Source organism: Geodermatophilus sp. SYSU D01176, from assembly GCF_054050015.1.
On sequence record NZ_JBJGYN010000009.1, the window covers coordinates 1 to 15,652 of the forward strand.

Annotated in this window: 14 protein-coding genes and 1 tRNA gene; 7 read left to right on the plus strand and 8 right to left on the minus strand. The window is 74.4% G+C overall.

From position 1 onward, the window contains the following. Positions 1-154: 154 nt before the first annotated feature. The 7 genes from rpmE to argS all read right to left on the minus strand — a co-directional run bounded on the left by rpmE (position 155) and on the right by argS (position 9,360). The gene (gene rpmE, locus ACI78Z_RS07105; RefSeq protein ID WP_091212718.1) at positions 155-379 is read right to left on the minus strand and encodes a 50S ribosomal protein L31; all 225 of its coding nucleotides are present in this window, start codon (positions 377-379) and stop codon (positions 155-157) included. 180 nt (positions 380-559) lie between these two features. Then, positions 560-2,668: a transcription termination factor Rho gene (gene rho / locus ACI78Z_RS07110; RefSeq protein ID WP_457035830.1), complete on the minus strand. Its 2,109-nt coding sequence runs from the start codon at positions 2,666-2,668 to the stop codon at positions 560-562. Positions 2,669-2,917: 249 nt separating this feature from the next. Continuing rightward, complete coding sequence (gene thrB / locus ACI78Z_RS07115) at positions 2,918-3,817, minus strand: homoserine kinase (RefSeq protein ID WP_457035831.1); 900 nt, start codon at positions 3,815-3,817, stop codon at positions 2,918-2,920. 23 nt (positions 3,818-3,840) lie between these two features. Continuing rightward, a complete protein-coding gene (gene thrC / locus ACI78Z_RS07120; protein WP_457035832.1) occupies positions 3,841-4,926 on the minus strand; it encodes a threonine synthase in 1,086 nt (361 codons plus the stop codon). After that, positions 4,923-6,215: a homoserine dehydrogenase gene (locus ACI78Z_RS07125; protein ID WP_457035833.1), complete on the minus strand. Its 1,293-nt coding sequence runs from the start codon at positions 6,213-6,215 to the stop codon at positions 4,923-4,925. The genes thrC and ACI78Z_RS07125 overlap by 4 nt, the downstream gene beginning before the upstream one ends. Then, positions 6,212-7,702, minus strand: coding sequence for a diaminopimelate decarboxylase (gene lysA, locus ACI78Z_RS07130; protein WP_457035834.1), 1,491 nt, complete (start codon positions 7,700-7,702; stop codon positions 6,212-6,214). Before lysA ends, ACI78Z_RS07125 begins: the two co-directional genes overlap by 4 nt. After that, a complete protein-coding gene (argS, locus tag ACI78Z_RS07135) occupies positions 7,699-9,360 on the minus strand; it encodes an arginine--tRNA ligase (RefSeq protein WP_457035835.1) in 1,662 nt (553 codons plus the stop codon). Before argS ends, lysA begins: the two co-directional genes overlap by 4 nt. Positions 9,361-9,656: 296 nt before the next feature. Here argS and ACI78Z_RS07140 point away from each other — a divergent pair, with 296 nt between their 5' ends. From ACI78Z_RS07140 to ACI78Z_RS07150, 3 genes are all read left to right on the plus strand, one after another. Further along, positions 9,657-10,319, plus strand: a complete 663-nt coding sequence (locus tag ACI78Z_RS07140; RefSeq protein ID WP_457035836.1) for a DUF3105 domain-containing protein — start codon at positions 9,657-9,659, stop codon at positions 10,317-10,319. Then, positions 10,316-10,966, plus strand: a complete 651-nt coding sequence (locus ACI78Z_RS07145) for a DUF305 domain-containing protein (protein ID WP_457035837.1) — start codon at positions 10,316-10,318, stop codon at positions 10,964-10,966. Before ACI78Z_RS07140 ends, ACI78Z_RS07145 begins: the two co-directional genes overlap by 4 nt. Positions 10,967-11,025: 59 nt before the next feature. Continuing rightward, positions 11,026-11,097: transfer RNA gene (locus tag ACI78Z_RS07150), tRNA-Arg, on the plus strand. A gap of 103 nt (positions 11,098-11,200) precedes the next feature. On the opposite strand, the gene ACI78Z_RS07155 is transcribed toward ACI78Z_RS07150, so the two are convergent. Next, on the minus strand, positions 11,201-11,971 hold the full coding sequence (locus ACI78Z_RS07155; protein ID WP_457035838.1) for an SDR family NAD(P)-dependent oxidoreductase: 771 nt from the start codon (positions 11,969-11,971) through the stop codon (positions 11,201-11,203). Between the two features lie 144 nt (positions 11,972-12,115). On the opposite strand from ACI78Z_RS07155, the gene ACI78Z_RS07160 reads away from it, so the two are divergent. From ACI78Z_RS07160 to ACI78Z_RS07175, 4 genes are read left to right on the plus strand one after another with little or no spacing between them, the layout of a single operon-like run. Continuing rightward, entirely contained in the window at positions 12,116-13,615 is a 1,500-nt protein-coding gene (locus tag ACI78Z_RS07160) for a long-chain-fatty-acid--CoA ligase (protein ID WP_457035839.1), read from the plus strand. Next, complete coding sequence (locus ACI78Z_RS07165) at positions 13,612-14,022, plus strand: hypothetical protein (protein ID WP_457035840.1); 411 nt, start codon at positions 13,612-13,614, stop codon at positions 14,020-14,022. Before ACI78Z_RS07160 ends, ACI78Z_RS07165 begins: the two co-directional genes overlap by 4 nt. After that, on the plus strand, positions 13,943-15,061 hold the full coding sequence (locus ACI78Z_RS07170; RefSeq protein ID WP_457035841.1) for an alpha/beta fold hydrolase: 1,119 nt from the start codon (positions 13,943-13,945) through the stop codon (positions 15,059-15,061). The genes ACI78Z_RS07165 and ACI78Z_RS07170 overlap by 80 nt, the downstream gene beginning before the upstream one ends. Then, on the plus strand, positions 15,058-15,603 hold the full coding sequence (locus ACI78Z_RS07175) for an N-acetyltransferase family protein (protein WP_457035842.1): 546 nt from the start codon (positions 15,058-15,060) through the stop codon (positions 15,601-15,603). The genes ACI78Z_RS07170 and ACI78Z_RS07175 overlap by 4 nt, the downstream gene beginning before the upstream one ends. Positions 15,604-15,652: the final 49 nt, after the last annotated feature.

Consider the following 15,652-nt stretch of genomic DNA (forward strand, 5'->3'; position numbering starts at 1 on the left):
GTCGTGGCCCACCCGGACCTGCCGGATCCGCTGGCCGCTGTTGTTCACCGCGCGGAGCTGGTGGTGGCTGGCCGCGGAAACCGCCGGGAGGACGGGGCTGGACACGACGACGGCGCCCGCCCCACGCGAGGTGGGACGGGCGCCGTCGGGGGGACTACTGGCCGGCGTTGGCGTTGCGCTTGCCGAACCGCTTCTCGAACCGGGCCACGCGGCCGCCGGTGTCGAGGATCCGCTGCTTGCCCGTGTAGAAGGGGTGGCAGGCGGAGCAGGTCTCGACGGTCAGCGTGCCGCCGGGCGCGGTGCTGCGGGTGGTGAAGGTGTTCCCGCAACCACAGGTCACCGTGGTGGTGTGGTAGTCGGGGTGGATGCCGGGCTTCATGTCGCCTCTTCCGGTGGTCTGTGCCGTTCAGGTGGTCGAACGCCGGTGGCCGGCCGGTCATTCCGGCCGCGGCGCGGGGCTCGGCCGCTCAGTATCCCTGAGTGGTGAGGTGCTGGAACGGCCACCCTTCAGGGACCCGCGCCGAGCTTGCGAGGCGTGGGGGGAAGGGTGGTCCTTCCATCAATCGCGCTCCGGGCCGAGCGTGGTCTTCTGGATCTGCATGAGGAACTCGATGTTGTTGCGCGTCTTGCGCAGCTTGTCGAGCAGCAGCTCCAGCGCCTGCTGCGGCTCGAGCGCGGCGAGCACCCGGCGCAGCTTGATGACGATGGCCAGCTCGTCGGGCGACATGAGGATCTCCTCCTTGCGCGTGCCCGACGCGTTGACGTCGACGGCCGGGAAGACCCGCTTGTCCGCCAGCCGGCGGTCCAGCTTGATCTCCGCGTTACCGGTGCCCTTGAACTCCTCGAAGATGACCGTGTCCATCGTGGAGCCGGTCTCCACCAGCGCCGAGGCGATGATGGTCAGCGAGCCGCCGTTCTCGATGTTGCGGGCGGCGCCGAGGAAGCGCTTGGGCGGGTACAGCGCCGTGGAGTCGACACCACCGGAGAGGATGCGCCCGCTGGCGGGGGCCGCCAGGTTGTAGGCGCGGCCCAGGCGGGTGATCGAGTCCAGCAGGACGACGACGTCGTGGCCCATCTCGACCAGGCGCTTGGCCCGCTCGATGGACAGCTCCGCGACCGTGGTGTGGTCCGACGGCGGCCGGTCGAAGGTCGAGGCGATGACCTCGCCCTTCACCGAGCGCTGCATGTCGGTGACCTCCTCGGGCCGCTCGTCGACGAGGACGACCATGAGGTGGCACTCGGGGTTGTTCGTCGTGATCGCGTTGGCGATCGACTGCAGCACCATCGTCTTGCCGGCCTTGGGCGGCGACACGATGAGGGCGCGCTGCCCCTTGCCGATGGGCATGACCAGGTCGATGACCCGGGTGGTCAGCTGGTGCGGCTCGGTCTCCAGCCGCAGGCGCTCCTGCGGGTAGAGCGGGGTCAGCTTGGTGAACTCCGGGCGCTGCCTCGCCTGCTCGGGCTCCAGGCCGTTGACGGTGTCCAGCCGGACCAGCGCGTTGTACTTGTCCTTCCGCTCGCCCTCGCGGGGCTGCCGGACGGCGCCGGTGATGGCGTCACCGCGGCGCAGGCCGTAGCGGCGCACCTGCGACAGCGAGACGTAGACGTCGTTCGGGCCGGTCAGGTAGCCGGAGGTGCGGACGAACGCGTAGTTGTCCAGCACGTCGAGGATGCCGGCGACGGGCAGCAGGACGTCGTCCTCGCTGACGGTCGGCTCGTTCGGCTCGAACCGCTCGCGGTTGTTGCCCCGGCGGTTGCGGTCCCGGTAGCGGCGACCCCGGCGGCCGCGGCCACCCTCGAAGTCGTCGTCGTCCTCGTCGGTGCGGTCGTTCCCGCGGTCGGTGCGGTCGCTCCGGGTGTCGGTGCGGTTCTCCGGCCGGCCGCCGCGCTCGGCGCGGTCGGGGCCCCGGTTGCCGTCGCGCTCGGTGCGCTCGGTGCGGCCGCGCTCGCCGCCGTCCCGGTTGCCCTCGCGGTTGTCGCGGGCCTCGCTGCGGTTGTCGCGCGTCTCGCTGCGGTTCTCGCGGTTGCCGCCGTCCCGGTCGGGGCGGCTGCGGCCACGGTCGCGGTTGCGCTGCGGGCGGTCGCCCTCGGCGCGCTCGCCGTCGGTCCGCTCCGGGGCCGTGTCGGCCGCCGGCGCGGGCGTCCCGGTACGCGACTCGGGGGTCTCGGTGCGCGGCTCGGGCGCCGCGGGCGCGGCCTCGGTCGCCGGGGCGGTGCCCTCGGCGGCCGGCGCGCCGGCGGGCCGGCTGGCCGCACGACGGCGGCGCGGCGCGGGTTCGGTCGACGCGTCGGGCGACGCGGTCAGCGGGCCGCTGTTGGCGCCGCCGCTGATCGGGGCCTCGAGCGGCGCGGCCGTGGCGGCCACTCCGCGCGCGGTGTCGGCGCCGCGCGCGGCCGGGATGTCGGCGGGGGCGCTCTCGGTGGCGGCGCCACCACTGCCCTCGCCGCCGACCTGGCGGGCGGAGATGGCGGCGACCAGGTCGCCCTTGCGCATCCGGCCGGTGCCGGAGATGCCGAGCTCGGCGGCCAGTCGCTGCAGCTCGGGCAGCAGCATGCCGGAGAGCCCGCTGCCGCGGCGACGGGTGCGGCCCGTCGTCCCAGAAGCGGCAGGTGCCTCGTCGGTGCCTGCGCCCTGCGGCGCGGTGACGAGGTCGGTGGTCTCGCTCACGTACAGGTCCTTCCCTGCGGAGACCTGCGCCTACCGGCGCAGGGGGTGACCCGGTCCCTCCCCCGCCCGATCCTCGATCGGACACAGGGGAAAAACGGGATCAAGTGGGTGCGAGGCGGAATCTGCGGCGACGGACATGCGATCGTCTGCAACGCCCCGCGCGAGGCTCGCCCGACTGGGCGGCTACGCCGTGAGCCTAGTGCGGGCTCACGGACACGACAACACCGGTCGGAACGGGAGTGTTCCTCGTTATCGAGACGATACCTCAGCCGCCCCGACCTGCACGTCCGCCCCGGAGGGATCGACGTCCAGGGGCAGCACCGACCACCCCGGTGGAGTGAGATCTCTCACGTCGCGGACGCCGGTTCCCCCGTCGGTGCGGCGGGCGAGCACCAGCAGGCTCGGCCCGGCACCGGAGACGACCGCGGCGTGCCCGGCGGCGCGCAGCCGCTGGAGCAGTTGCGCCGACCCCGGCATCGCCGCGGCGCGCTGCCCCTGGTGGAGGCGGTCCTCCGTGGCCTCGACCAGCAGGTCGGGTTCGCGGGTCAGCGCGTGCACCAGCAGTGCGGCCCGGCCGGCGTTGAACGACGCATCGGCGTGCGGGACGGCGTCGGGCAGCAGGCCGCGGGCGACGTGCGTGGACAGCGTGGTGTCCGGGACCAGCACGACCGGCAGCACGTCGGGAGAGACGTCGAGCCGCGCGGCCCGGGCGCCGTCGCCGGTCATCCACGACAGCGTCGCCCCGCCGAGCAGGCACGGCGCCACGTTGTCGGGGTGCCCCTCGAGCTCGGTGGCCAGCCGCAGGACGGCGTCGCGGTCCACCCCCTCGACGTCGGGGCACAACGCCCAGGCGCCGACCAGGCCGGCGACGACCGCGGCGGCGGACGAGCCCATCCCCCGCCCCTGCGGAATCCCGTTGTCCGCGACGACCCGCAGGCCCGGCGGCGTCCAGCCCAGCTCGGCGCAGCCGGTGCGGAAGGCCCGGACCACGAGGTGCGACTCGTCGGTGGGCAGGGAGTCCGCGCCCTCCCCCGACAGGACGACCTCGAGCCCCTCGGGTGCGGGAGCGAACTCGACGACGTCGTGGCGGGTCAGGGCCAGCCCGGCGCAGTCGAAGGCCGGACCGAGGTTGGCGCTGGTGGCGGGCACGCGGACCCGCACCGACGGCGAGGTCACAGGCCGAGCTGCGCGGCGGCGGCCGCCGCGTCGACCGGCACCGTCACCGGGGCCGGCGCACCGGAGATCGCCCACTCCGGGTCCTTGAGGCCGTTCCCGGTCACCGTGCAGACGACCCGCTGCCCCGGCTCGAGCTGCCCCGCCTCGGCCACCTGGAGCAGCCCGGCGACCGACGCGGCGGACGCCGGCTCGACGAAGACGGCCTCGGTGCGGGCCAGCAGCCGGTAGGCCGCGAGGATGGCGCGGTCGGTGACCGCGTCGATGCGCCCACCGGACTCGTCGCGGGCGGCCAGCGCCTTGGTCCAGGACGCCGGGTTGCCGATGCGGATGGCGGTGGCGATGGTCTGCGGCTGTTCGACGACCTGCCCGGTGACGATCGGGGCGGCGCCGGCGGCCTGGAAGCCCCACATGCGCGGCGTCCTCGTGGCGGTGCCGTCGGCGGCGTACTCGCGGTAGCCCTGCCAGTACGCGGTGATGTTGCCGGCGTTGCCGACGGGCAGGCAGTGGACGTCCGGGGCGTCGCCGAGGACGTCGACGATCTCGAACGAGGCGGTCTTCTGCCCCTCGATCCGGTACTGGTTGACGCTGTTGACCAGGCTGACCGGGTAGTCGATCGCCAGCTTGCTGGCCAGCGCGAGGCAGTCGTCGAAGTTGCCGTCGACCTGCAGCAGCTTGGCGCCGTGCACCAGCGCCTGGGCCAGCTTGCCCAGTGCGATCTTGCCCTGCGGGACCAGGACGGCGCAGACCATGCCGGCGCGGGCGGCGTAGGCGGCGGCGCTGGCGCTGGTGTTGCCGGTGGAGGCGCAGATGACCGCCTGCGCGCCCTCCTCCTTGGCCTTCGTGATGGCCATGGTCATCCCGCGGTCCTTGAACGACCCGGTCGGGTTGGCGCCCTCGACCTTGAGGTAGACGTCGCAGCCGGTGCGGCGGGACAGCTCCGGCGCCGGCACGAGCGGGGTCGCGCCCTCCTGGAGGGTCACCACCGGGGTGCTGTCGCTGACCGGCAACCGCGAGCGGTAGGCCTCGATGAGGCCCGGCCACAGCGGGGACACGGTGCCCCGGGCGGGCAGCTGCGTCGTCATGACAGTCCTTCCACACGCAGGATGCTGGTGACGCCGCGGACGACGGGCATCTCGCGGAGCGCGGCCACCGTGGCCGACAGGGCGGCATCCGGCGCGCTGTGCGTCACGAGGACCAGCGTCGCGGCGTCCCCGTGCCCGTCCTGGCGCACGGTGGCGATGCTGACCCCGTGCCGCGCGAACTCCTGCGCCACCGTCGCGAGCACGCCCGGCTTGTCGGCCACATCGAGGCTGACGTGGTACCGGGTCGGGGTCTCGGCGATCGGCCGCGCGGGCAGGCCCGCGTAGGTGGTGACGCCGGGGCCGGCCACCCCGGCGACCCGGTTGCGCGCGACGGCGACCAGGTCGCCCAGGACGGCGCTGGCGGTGGCGTCCCCGCCGGCGCCCTGGCCGTAGAACATCAGCTGCCCGGCGGCCTCGGCCTCGACGAAGACGGCGTTGAACGCGCCGCCGACCGAGGCCAGCGGGTGCGTCGTCGGGATCATCGCCGGGTGCACGCGCACGGCGACGGAGTCCCCGCCGTCCCCCGCGACCCGCTCGCAGATGGCCAGCAGCTTGACCGTGCAGCCGATCTCCGCGGCGCGCGCGACGTCGGTGGAGGTCACCGCGGAGATGCCCTCGCGGTACACGTCGGCGGCCGAGACCGGGGTGTGAAAGGCCAGCGAGGCCAGGATCGCGGCCTTGGCGGCGGCGTCGAAACCGTCGACGTCGGCGGTCGGGTCGGCCTCGGCGTACCCGAGGTCGGTGGCCTCGGCCAGCGCCTCGGTGAAGCCGTGCCCGGTCTCCGCCATCCGCGACAGGATGTAGTTGGTCGTGCCGTTGACGATGCCGACCACCCGGCGCAGCTGGTCACCGGCCAGCGACTCGCGCAGGGGGCGCAGCAGCGGGATGGCTCCGGCGACCGCGGCCTCGTAGTAGAGGTCGACGCCGGCCTTGGCGGCGGCTGCGTGCAGCTCGCCGCCGTCCTCGGCGAGCAGCGCCTTGTTCGCGCTGACCACCGGCTTGCCGGCCTCGAAGGCGGCCAGCAGCAGCGAGCGCACCGGCTCGATGCCGCCGATGACCTCGACGACGAGGTCGACGTCGGGCCGGGTCACCAGGCCGTGCGCGTCGGTGGTGAGCAGGTGGGCGGGCACGTCGGGGTGCCGGTCGGGACGGCGGACCGCGACCCCGGCGACCTCGACCGGGCGGCCGATGCGGGCGGCGAGGTCGGCCGCCTGCTCCTCCAGCAGCCGCAGCACGGCGCTGCCGACGGTGCCGCAGCCCAGCAGGGCGACCTTCAACGGTGCGTTCACGATCGGAACCCCACGGGGTGCTCGGGTGCGGGCTGGTCGATCGCCGGGGACGGCGCGGGGACGTCGGCGAGGACGGCGTCGAGGGCGAACACGTCCGACAGTGTCTGACGCCGGACGATCTCCGTGGCGACGCCGTCCTGCACGGCCACCACCGGCGGCTTGAGCAGGTAGTTGTAGTTGCTCGCCATCGACCAGCAGTACGCGCCGGTCGCGGCGACCGCGAGCAGGTCGCCCGGCTGGACGTCGGCGGGCAGCCACAGGTCGCGCACCAGGACGTCGCCGCTCTCGCAGTGCTTGCCGACGACCCGGCACAGCGCCGGCGGGGCCTCGGAGGTCCGGTTGGCCAGCACGCAGCTGTAGGAGGCGTCGTAGAGCGCGGTGCGGATGTTGTCGCTCATCCCGCCGTCGACCGAGACGTAGTTGCGCACCTGCGGGGCGCCGTGCCCGCCGCTGCCCAGGCGCACCGGCTTGATGGTGCCGATCTCGTAGAGCGTCACGGTGCCGGGGCCGGCGATGGCCCGCCCGGGCTCGACCGCCAGCCGGGGGACCGGCAGGTCCAGCGCCGCGCACTCACCGGCGACGACGGCCCGCAGCCGCCGGGCGACGTCGTCGGGTCCGACCGGGTCGTCCTCGGGCAGGTAGGCGATGCCGAAGCCGCCACCGAGGTTCAGCTCCTCCAGCACCTCGCCGGTGGCCTGCCGCACCTGGCCGAGCAGCCCCACCACCCGGTGCGCGGCCGCCTCGAACCCGGCGGTGTCGAAGATCTGCGAGCCGATGTGGCTGTGCAGGCCGGTCAGCCGCAGCGCGGGCTCGCGGATCACCCGGACCGCGGCGGTCAGCGCGTCGCCGGTGGCCAGCGAGAAGCCGAACTTCTGGTCCTCGTGGGCGGTGGCGATGAACTCGTGGGTGTGCGCCTCGATGCCCACCGTCGTCCGGACGAGGACCGGGACCGGCGTGCCACCCTCGGCGACCCGGGCGGCGGCCATCGGGACCAGCCGGTCGATCTCGTCGAAGGAGTCGAGCACGACGTGCCCGATGCCGGCGTCGACGGCCAGCTGCAGCTCGACGAGGGACTTGTTGTTGCCGTGCAGCGCGATCCGCTCGGCCGGGAAGCCGGCGGCCAGGGCCAGGGCGAGCTCGTTGCCCGAGCAGGCGTCGAGGTGCAGGCCGTCGTCGGCGATCCAGCGGGCGACCTGACCGCAGAGGAACGCCTTGGAGGCGTAGTGCACGTCGGCGCCGTCGAAGGCGGCAGCGAAGTCCGCGGCGCGGCCCCGGAAGTCACCCTCGTCGAGGACGAACAGCGGGGTGCCGTGGGTGCGCGCCAGCTCGGTGACCGGCCGGCCGCCCAGGTGCAGCTCGCCGTCGACCCGCCGCGCCGAGCGCGGCCAGACCTGCGGGTCGAGCGTGCCGAGGTCGGCCGGCGGAAGGCCGACGGACGGTGGCGGGGAGATGCTGCCGTGCAGCGGTCCCGCCGGGTGCGCCCTCACATCCGCTCCGGGGCGCTCACGCCCAGCACGCCGAGGCCGTTGCGCAGCACCACCGCGGTGGCCGCGCACAGCCAGAGCCGGGCGACGTTCAGGGCGCCGGCCTCCTCGTCGCCGCGCGGCAGCACGCGGCAGGAGTCGTAGAAGCGGTGGTAGGTGCCGGCCAGCTCCTCGAGGTAGCGGGCGACCCGGTGCGGGGCGCGCAGTTCCGCGGCCGAGGTCAGCACCCGCGGGAACTCGCCGATGGCGCGGAGCAGGTCGTTCTCCCGCTCGTGGGTCAGCTGGGCGACGTCGACGTCCCCCGGCTCGCCGAGGGCGATGCCGAGGTCGGCGGCGTTGCGCAGCACCGAGGAGATGCGGGCGTGCGCGTACTGGACGTAGAAGACCGGGTTGTCGTTGCTCTGCCGGCTCCACAGGTCGAGGTCCAGGTCGATCTGCTGGTCCACCGAGGCCCGGGCGAGGGCGTACCGGGCGGCGTCGGCGCCGACGGCCTCCATGAGGTCCTCGAGCAGGACGACGGTGCCGGCCCGCTTGCTCATCCGCACCGGCTCGCCGTCGCGGACCAGGTTGACCAGCTGGCCCAGCAGGATCTCCAGGTGGGCCTCGGGGTCGTCGCCGACCGCGGCCACCAGCGCCTTGTACCGGCCGATGTAGCCGGCGTGGTCGGCGCCGAGCATGATCACGACCTTGTCGAAGCCGCGGGAGCGCTTGTCGAGGTAGTAGGCGCAGTCGGCGGCGAAGTAGGTGGGGTCGCCGTCGCTCTTGACCAGCGGCCGGTCCTTGTCGTCGCCGAAGTCGGTGGTGCGCAGCCAGGTGGCGCCGTCGGCCTCGTAGACGTGGCCGTTCTCCCGCAGCCGCGCGATCGCCTTCTCCAGCGCGCCGGTGTCGTGCAGCGTGCGCTCGCTGAAGTAGACGTCGAAGTGGACGCCGAACCCCGCGAGCGTCCGCTTGATCTCGGCGAACATCAGCTCGACGCCGCGCTCGCGGAAGCGCTCCTGCTGCTCCGGTTCCGGCAGGTCGAGCACGCCGGGCTCGGCCGCGACGACCTGCGCGGCGATCTCGCCGATGTAGTCGCCGGCGTAGCCGTCCTCGGGCACCGGGCGGCCGGCCGCGGCGGCCATCAGGCTGCGGGCGAACCGGTCGATCTGCGCGCCGGCGTCGTTGAAGTAGTACTCCCGCGTCACCGACGCACCGCTGGCCTCCAGCAGCCGGCCGAGGGCGTCGCCCACGGCGGCCCAGCGGGTGCCGCCAATGTGCACCGGACCGGTCGGGTTGGCCGACACGAACTCGAGGTTGAGCCTCTGGCCGGCCAGCGCGTCGGTGTGCCCGTAGCCGGGGCCCGCGGTGACCGCCTCGACGGCGATCCTCCCGAGCGCGCCCTGCGCCAGGGTGATGTTGAGGAAGCCGGGGCCCGCGACGTCGACGGAGGCGATGCCCGGGTGCGCCCGCAGCTCCTCGGCGAGCAGCTCGGCCACCTCGCGCGGCGGCCGCCCGGCCGGCTTGGCCAGCCGCAGCGCCACGTTGGTGGCGTAGTCGCCGTGCTCGGGGTTCTTCGGCCGCTCGACGACGGCCTCGGCGGGCACCTCGACGGACAGCGCGCCTCGCTCGACGACCGCGCCCACGGCGGTGCGGACGACGGCCTGCAGCTGCTCGGGTGTCACCGCACGAGCGTACTGACCGGCCTCCTGTGCCCCATGCGGGCTTCCCCACCCCAGGAACCCCGCGCTCCCAGGGACCGTTCACCTCGCGCACCTAGACTCGGCCCTCGGACAGCCGCGCGGGAGTCGCCGCGCCACCCGGCCGGCCCCCGCGGGCCCGCGGCCGGAGACCTCTGTCACACACCGAGCACCGAGGAGAGGCCTTGGCCAAGGACCGCAAGCCCGAGCCCGGCCGCCCGAGCGGCGGAGCACGTCGGTCGGGCGCGGCAGGCGGCGGGAGCGGGCGCACCCGTCCGCCGGTGACCAACGTCGTCGCCCCGCAGCGGCCGTGGGGGCTGATCGCCGCCGCGGTCGCCGTCCTGGTGTTCGCCGCCGCCGTCCTCACCTACGCCGTCGTGCAGGTCAACGAGGCCGAGGCCGGCCGGGTGGACTCCGTCGAGGAGATCGGCGGCGTCCAGACCTTCGACTACGCCGCCGGTCAGGAGCACGTGACCACCCCGGTCACCTACGAGCAGTCCCCGCCCGTCGGCGGGCCGCACGACGGTGAGTGGGCCGACTGCACCGGCACCGTCTACGACGTGCCGATCCGGCAGGAGAACGCCGTCCACAGCATGGAGCACGGCGCCGTCTGGATCACCTACGACCCCGACGTCATCAGCGGGGACGCGCTGGACACGCTCACCGCGTACGCCGACGAGTCCGGCCGGATGGTCTCCCCCAACCCCGGCCAGGCCTCCCCGATCAGCCTGCAGTCTTGGAACCACCAGCTGCAGGTCGACTCGGCCGACGACCCGCGGATCGAGCAGTTCGCCGACTTCCTGACCTACAACCAGGAGTTCTTCCCGGAGCCCGGCGCGAGCTGCGAGAACCCGCAGTTCATCAGCGACCCGCTCGTCGTCGGCGACGGCAGCCGCGGCGCCGACGCCATGACGACCGACGCCCCCACCACGCCGACCCCGTGACCGCTGCGCGCAGCCCGCTGCGGGCCCTCCTGCTGGCGGTCATCGCCGTCGGGCTGGTCCTGATCGGCGGGGGCGCCGCGGTCGCCCTGGGCATCGGCCGCGGGGAGCCGGCGCCGGCCGGGGACTCGGTGGCGGCCGGCTTCGCCCGTGACATGTCCCGGCACCACCTGCAGGGCGTGGAGATGGCCAACCTGGCGCTGGAGCGCAGCACCGACCCGGAGGTCCGCCGGCTGGCGTTCGACATCGCCGAGACCCAGCAGAACCAGGTCGGGCGGATGCAGGGCTGGCTGGCGCTGTGGGACCTGCCGCCGACCGGTGGCGAGACCATGGCCTGGATGTCCTCCGGCAGCCACGCGGGCCACGACACGGCGGCCGCGGACGGCGGCCCGATGCCGGGCATGGCCACCGAGGAGGAGCTGGCGCAGCTGCGCGCGCTGTCGGGGACGGCGTTCGACGTGGAGTTCCTCCGGCTGATGATCCGGCACCACCAGGGCGGCTACGACATGGCGCGGTACGCCGCCGAGCACGCCGGCCTGCCCGCCGTCGCGAGCCTGGCCGGCACGATCGCGGAGACCCAGACCGCGGAGGTGACGACGATGGAGCGGATGCTCACCGCGCGCGGCGGCGCCCCGCTGCCCGCGCCCTGACGCACCGCCGTCGGGACGCCGCGGCGGTGCTGGTAGGTTCTACGACGCCCCACCGCAGAGCCCCCGTAGCTCAGGGGATAGAGCACCGCCCTCCGGAGGCGGGTGCGCAGGTTCGAATCCTGCCGGGGGCACCCAGCAGCACCGAGAGGCCCCGCCGTCCGCGGCGGGGCCTCTCGCGCGTCCGGAGGGCTCCCGGGGCACCGGTCCCGCGGTGGTCGGGGCCAGGCATCCAGCTCAGCTGGTGAGCAGCCCGCCCTCGACCGGCAGCGTCGTCCCGGTGACGTAGCCGCCCGCGTCGCTGACCAGGAAGACCAGCGCGGCGGCCAGCTCCATCGGATCGCCCTTGCGGCCGGCCAGCACGCGCGACATCTGGCCCTCGATGTACCCCTCGGGGTACTGGTCGGTCATCTCCGACTCGAAGAAGCCGGGGGCCAGCGCGTTGACCCGGATGCCCCTGCGGCCGGTCCACTGCTGGGCCAGGTCGCGGGTGAGCCCGATCAGGCCGGCCTTGCTCGCCGCGTAGGCCGCCTGGGGCAGCCCGGCCGTGGTGAGCCCGAGGATGCTCGAGATGTTGACGATCGAGCTGCCCGGCTGCATGACCCGCGCGCAGGCCTGCGCCATCCAGTAGCAGCCGTTGAGGTTCACGTCGATGACCTCGCGGAACTGCTCCGGCGTCTCGCGGGTGGCCGGCACGGCGGTGCCCACGCCGGCGTTGTTCACCAGGACGTCGACCTTGCCGAATTCCGCCACGGTCGCGTCGACCAGGCCCTGGCAGTCCTCGGGCCGGGAGACGTCGGTGCGCACGGTGATCGCCTGCCGGCCGGCCGCCTCCACGGCCGCGCGCGTGTCGGCCAGGCGCTCCTCGCGGCGCGCGCCGAGGGCCACGTCGGCGCCGGCCTCCGCCAGGGCGCGGGCGAACACCGCGCCGAGGCCGGAGGACGCCCCCGTCACGATCGCCACCCGGCCGTCCAGCCGGAACATGTCGAGGACCGTCCTGTCCGTCACGTGCACTCCTGTCGTCGTCGGTGGGCCCTGAGCCTGTCGCCCCGGCGGCTCCCCCGCCACCTGCGGCCCCCATCGGTGTGTGGGGTAGACCACGGACGAGACGGGTAGGGGCCGGACCCGTTCCGCGAACCGGTGGGAGGACCCGTGGCCAACCTGGCGCAGCACCTGCTCGACACCGCGGCGGAGCACGGCGACCGCCCGGCGCTCCGCATGGACGACGCCGTCCTGACCTACGACGGCTTCCGCGAGGCCGCCGCCGGGGTGGCCGCGGGTCTGCGGGCCCGGGGCGTGCGGCCCGGCGACCGGGTGGGGATGGTCCTGCCGAACGTGCTGAGCTTCCCGGTGGTGTTCTACGGCGCGCTGATGGCCGGCGCCGCCGTCGTCCCGATGAACCCGCTGCTCAAGGCCCGTGAGGTCGAGTACTACCTGCGCGACTCCGGCGCCCGGCTCGTCGTGGCGCTGGACGCGACCGCCGACGCGGCGACCGAGGCGGCGGCCGCCGTGGGCGTCGACGCGGTGACCGTCGGCCCGGTCGACGTCGCCGGGGGGCTGGGCGGGTCCGGCAGCCGGGAGGCCGAGCCGCGGGAGGACCGGGACGCGGCGGTCATCCTCTACACCTCGGGGACCACCGGCCCGCCCAAGGGCGCCGAGCTGAGCCACGCGAACCTGCGCGGCAACGCCCGCACGACCCAGGAGACCCTGCTGGAGGGCACCCCGGACGACGTGATCATGGGCTGCCTGCCGCTGTTCCACGTCTTCGGGCTGACCTGCGCGCTCAACGCCGGCGTGCTGGCCGGGTCCTGCCTGACCCTGCTCCCCCGCTTCGACGGCGCGAAGGCGCTGTCGGTCATCGAGCGCGACCGGGTGACCGTCTTCGAGGGCGTGCCGACCATGTTCGCGGCGATGCTGCACCAGGCCGACCGGGACCGCTACGACGTCTCCAGCCTGCGGCTCTGCGTCTCCGGCGGGTCGGCCATGCCGGTCGAGGTCATGCGCGGCTTCGAGGAGGCCTTCGGCTGCATCGTGCTGGAGGGCTACGGGCTGTCCGAGACCTCTCCGGTGGCCTCGTTCAACCACCCGCACGCCGAGCGCAAGCCGGGGACGATCGGCACCCCGATCCGCGGCGTGGAGATGCGGCTGGTGGACGACGAGGGCCGCGACGTCCGGCGCGACGAGGTCGGGGAGATCGCCATCCGCGGCGAGAACGTCATGACGGGCTACTGGGGGAAGCCGGAGGAGACGGCCAGGGCGATCCCGGACGGCTGGTTCCGTACCGGCGACCTGGCCCGGCAGGACGAGGACGGCTACTACGCCATCGTCGACCGCAAGAAGGAGATGATCATCCGCGGGGGCTACAACGTGTACCCGCGGGAGATCGAGGAGGCGCTCTACGAGCACCCCGCGGTCGCCGAGGCCGCGTGCGTCGGCGTCCCCCACCCCGACCTCGGCGAGGAGGTCGCCGCCGCGGTCGCGCTCAAGCCCGGTACGGAGGCCGACCCCGGCGAGCTGCAGGCCTGGGTCAAGGAACGGGTGGCCGCCTACAAGTACCCGCGGCACGTCTGGCTGGTCGAGGCCCTGCCCAAGGGCCCCACGGGGAAGATCCTGCGCCGCGCCGTCGAGGTGCCCGCGGAGGTGCGCGCATGACGGAGCCGCCGCTGTGGCGACAGGCGTTCGACGCCGTCGAGCGCCGGGTGACCCCGCGCGCCGAGGAGTTCGTCCGCACCGAGACCTTCGCGGTCGGCGCGGCCCTGACGCGCCGGGCGGTGACCCTGGCCCGGGACACCGCCCGCGGGGCCACGACCCGCGCCTGGCACCTGCTGAACCTGCCGGCCGGGACCGACGTCAGCCGGCTGCGCGCCCAGGTCGGCGCGCTGGACCGCGAGGTCCGCCGGCTCACCCTGCAACTGGAGGCCGCGCGACGGGAGAGCCCGCAGCGCGGGACACCGCACCGCCGCACCCCCGAGGAGACCGATGCCGACAGTGCCCAGCCCGCAGACGGTCCTCGACCGCGTCCGGCGCGACGTCGAACGCAACGCCCTGCGCGCCCGTAACGGGCTCCGGCTGGTCAGCGGCGTCGCCCGGCCGGACGTCGGGCAGACGCCCAGGGACGTCGTCTGGCAGCGGGGGCGGACCCAGCTGTGGCACTACCGCAACGACCCCGACACGTACGGCGGGGTCCGGTACTCCCCGCCGCTGCTCGTCGTGTTCAGCCTGGTGAGCCGCAGCTACGTCCTGGACCTGGCGCCGGGCAACAGCTTCGTCGAGCAGCTGCTCGGCGCCGGCTTCGACGTGTACCTGCTGGACTGGGGCGAGCCGGACGAGCGCGACGCGGGCAACACGCTCGAGGACTACGTCGACGACTACATCCCGGCCGGCATCGACCGCGTGCTGGAGCTCTCCGGGGCCGACGAGGTGAACCTGTTCGGCTACTGCTTCGGCGGGGACCTCGCGCTGCTGCACGCCGCCCACCACCCGGACTCGCCGCTGCGCAGCCTCACCGTGCTGGCCACCCCGGTGGACTTCCGGCACATGGGCCCGCTCGCCGACCTGTTCCGGGTCGGCGGCCTCGAGGTCGCCGACGTGCTCGACGCCGACGGCAACGTGCCCCCGCGGGTCGTCGTCCAGGGGTTCCGCGCCCTCACGCCCACCTCGGAGGTGACCCGCTACGTGACCCTGTGGGAGCGGCTCTGGAACGACGAGTACGTCGCCGGCTACCAGGCCATGACCGGCTGGGCCGACGACCACGTGCCCTTCCCCGGCGCCGCGGCCGAGGAGACGGTCCGGATGCTGGTGCGCGACAACGGCATGGTCACCGACCGGCTGACGGTGGGCGGCGACCGCGTGCACCTGTCCGACATCCGGGTGCCCTTCCTCACCATCCGGGCCGACCGGGACCACATCGTCCCGCCGGAGGCGACCGCGCCGCTGATCGACCTGGTCGGCTCGCCGGACAGGCACGAGCTGCGGCTCCCGGCCGGCCACATGGGCCTGGTCGTGGGCCGGACGGCGGCCCGGACGACGGTGCCGCAGATCATCGACTTCCTGCGGCGGCGCAGCAAGCCGCTGGAGGCCGGGGAGGTCGCCCGGTGACCGCCATCGCCCCGCTGACCGGGACGCACTGCGACGCCCTGCTGCGCTTCTTCGCCGAGCTGCCCGAGGGCGACCGGACGTTCATCCGCGAGGACGTGACCGACCCCGACGTCGTGCGCGGCTGGGCGGCCGGCTCCCCCGCGGTCGACCGCTGGGTCGCGGTGGACGACGGCGACCGCGTGCTGGGGTACGTCGCCGTCCTGCGGCTGCCCGGCTGGTCCGACCACGTCGGCGAGGTGCGGCTGGTGGTCGCACCCGACGCCCGGGGCTCCGGCCTGGGCCGGGAGCTGGCGCGGCACGCCATGGTGCAGGCCCTCGGGGCCGGGCTGACCAAGCTGGTCGTCGAGGTCGTCGCCGACCAGGCGCCGGCGCTGGCCCTCTTCACCGCTCTAGGCTTCACCGGCGAGGCGCTGCTGGTGGACCACATCCGCGACCGGGACGGGCAGCTGCGCGATCTAATGGTGCTGGCCCACCACGTCGGCGAGACCTGGGCCGGCATGAGCGCGGTCGGGCTGACCGAGGCGCTCGGCGACCCCTCCTGAGGCCGACGGCGGACCGTCCGCTCCCCGACCACCGGGTGTCACCGCACCG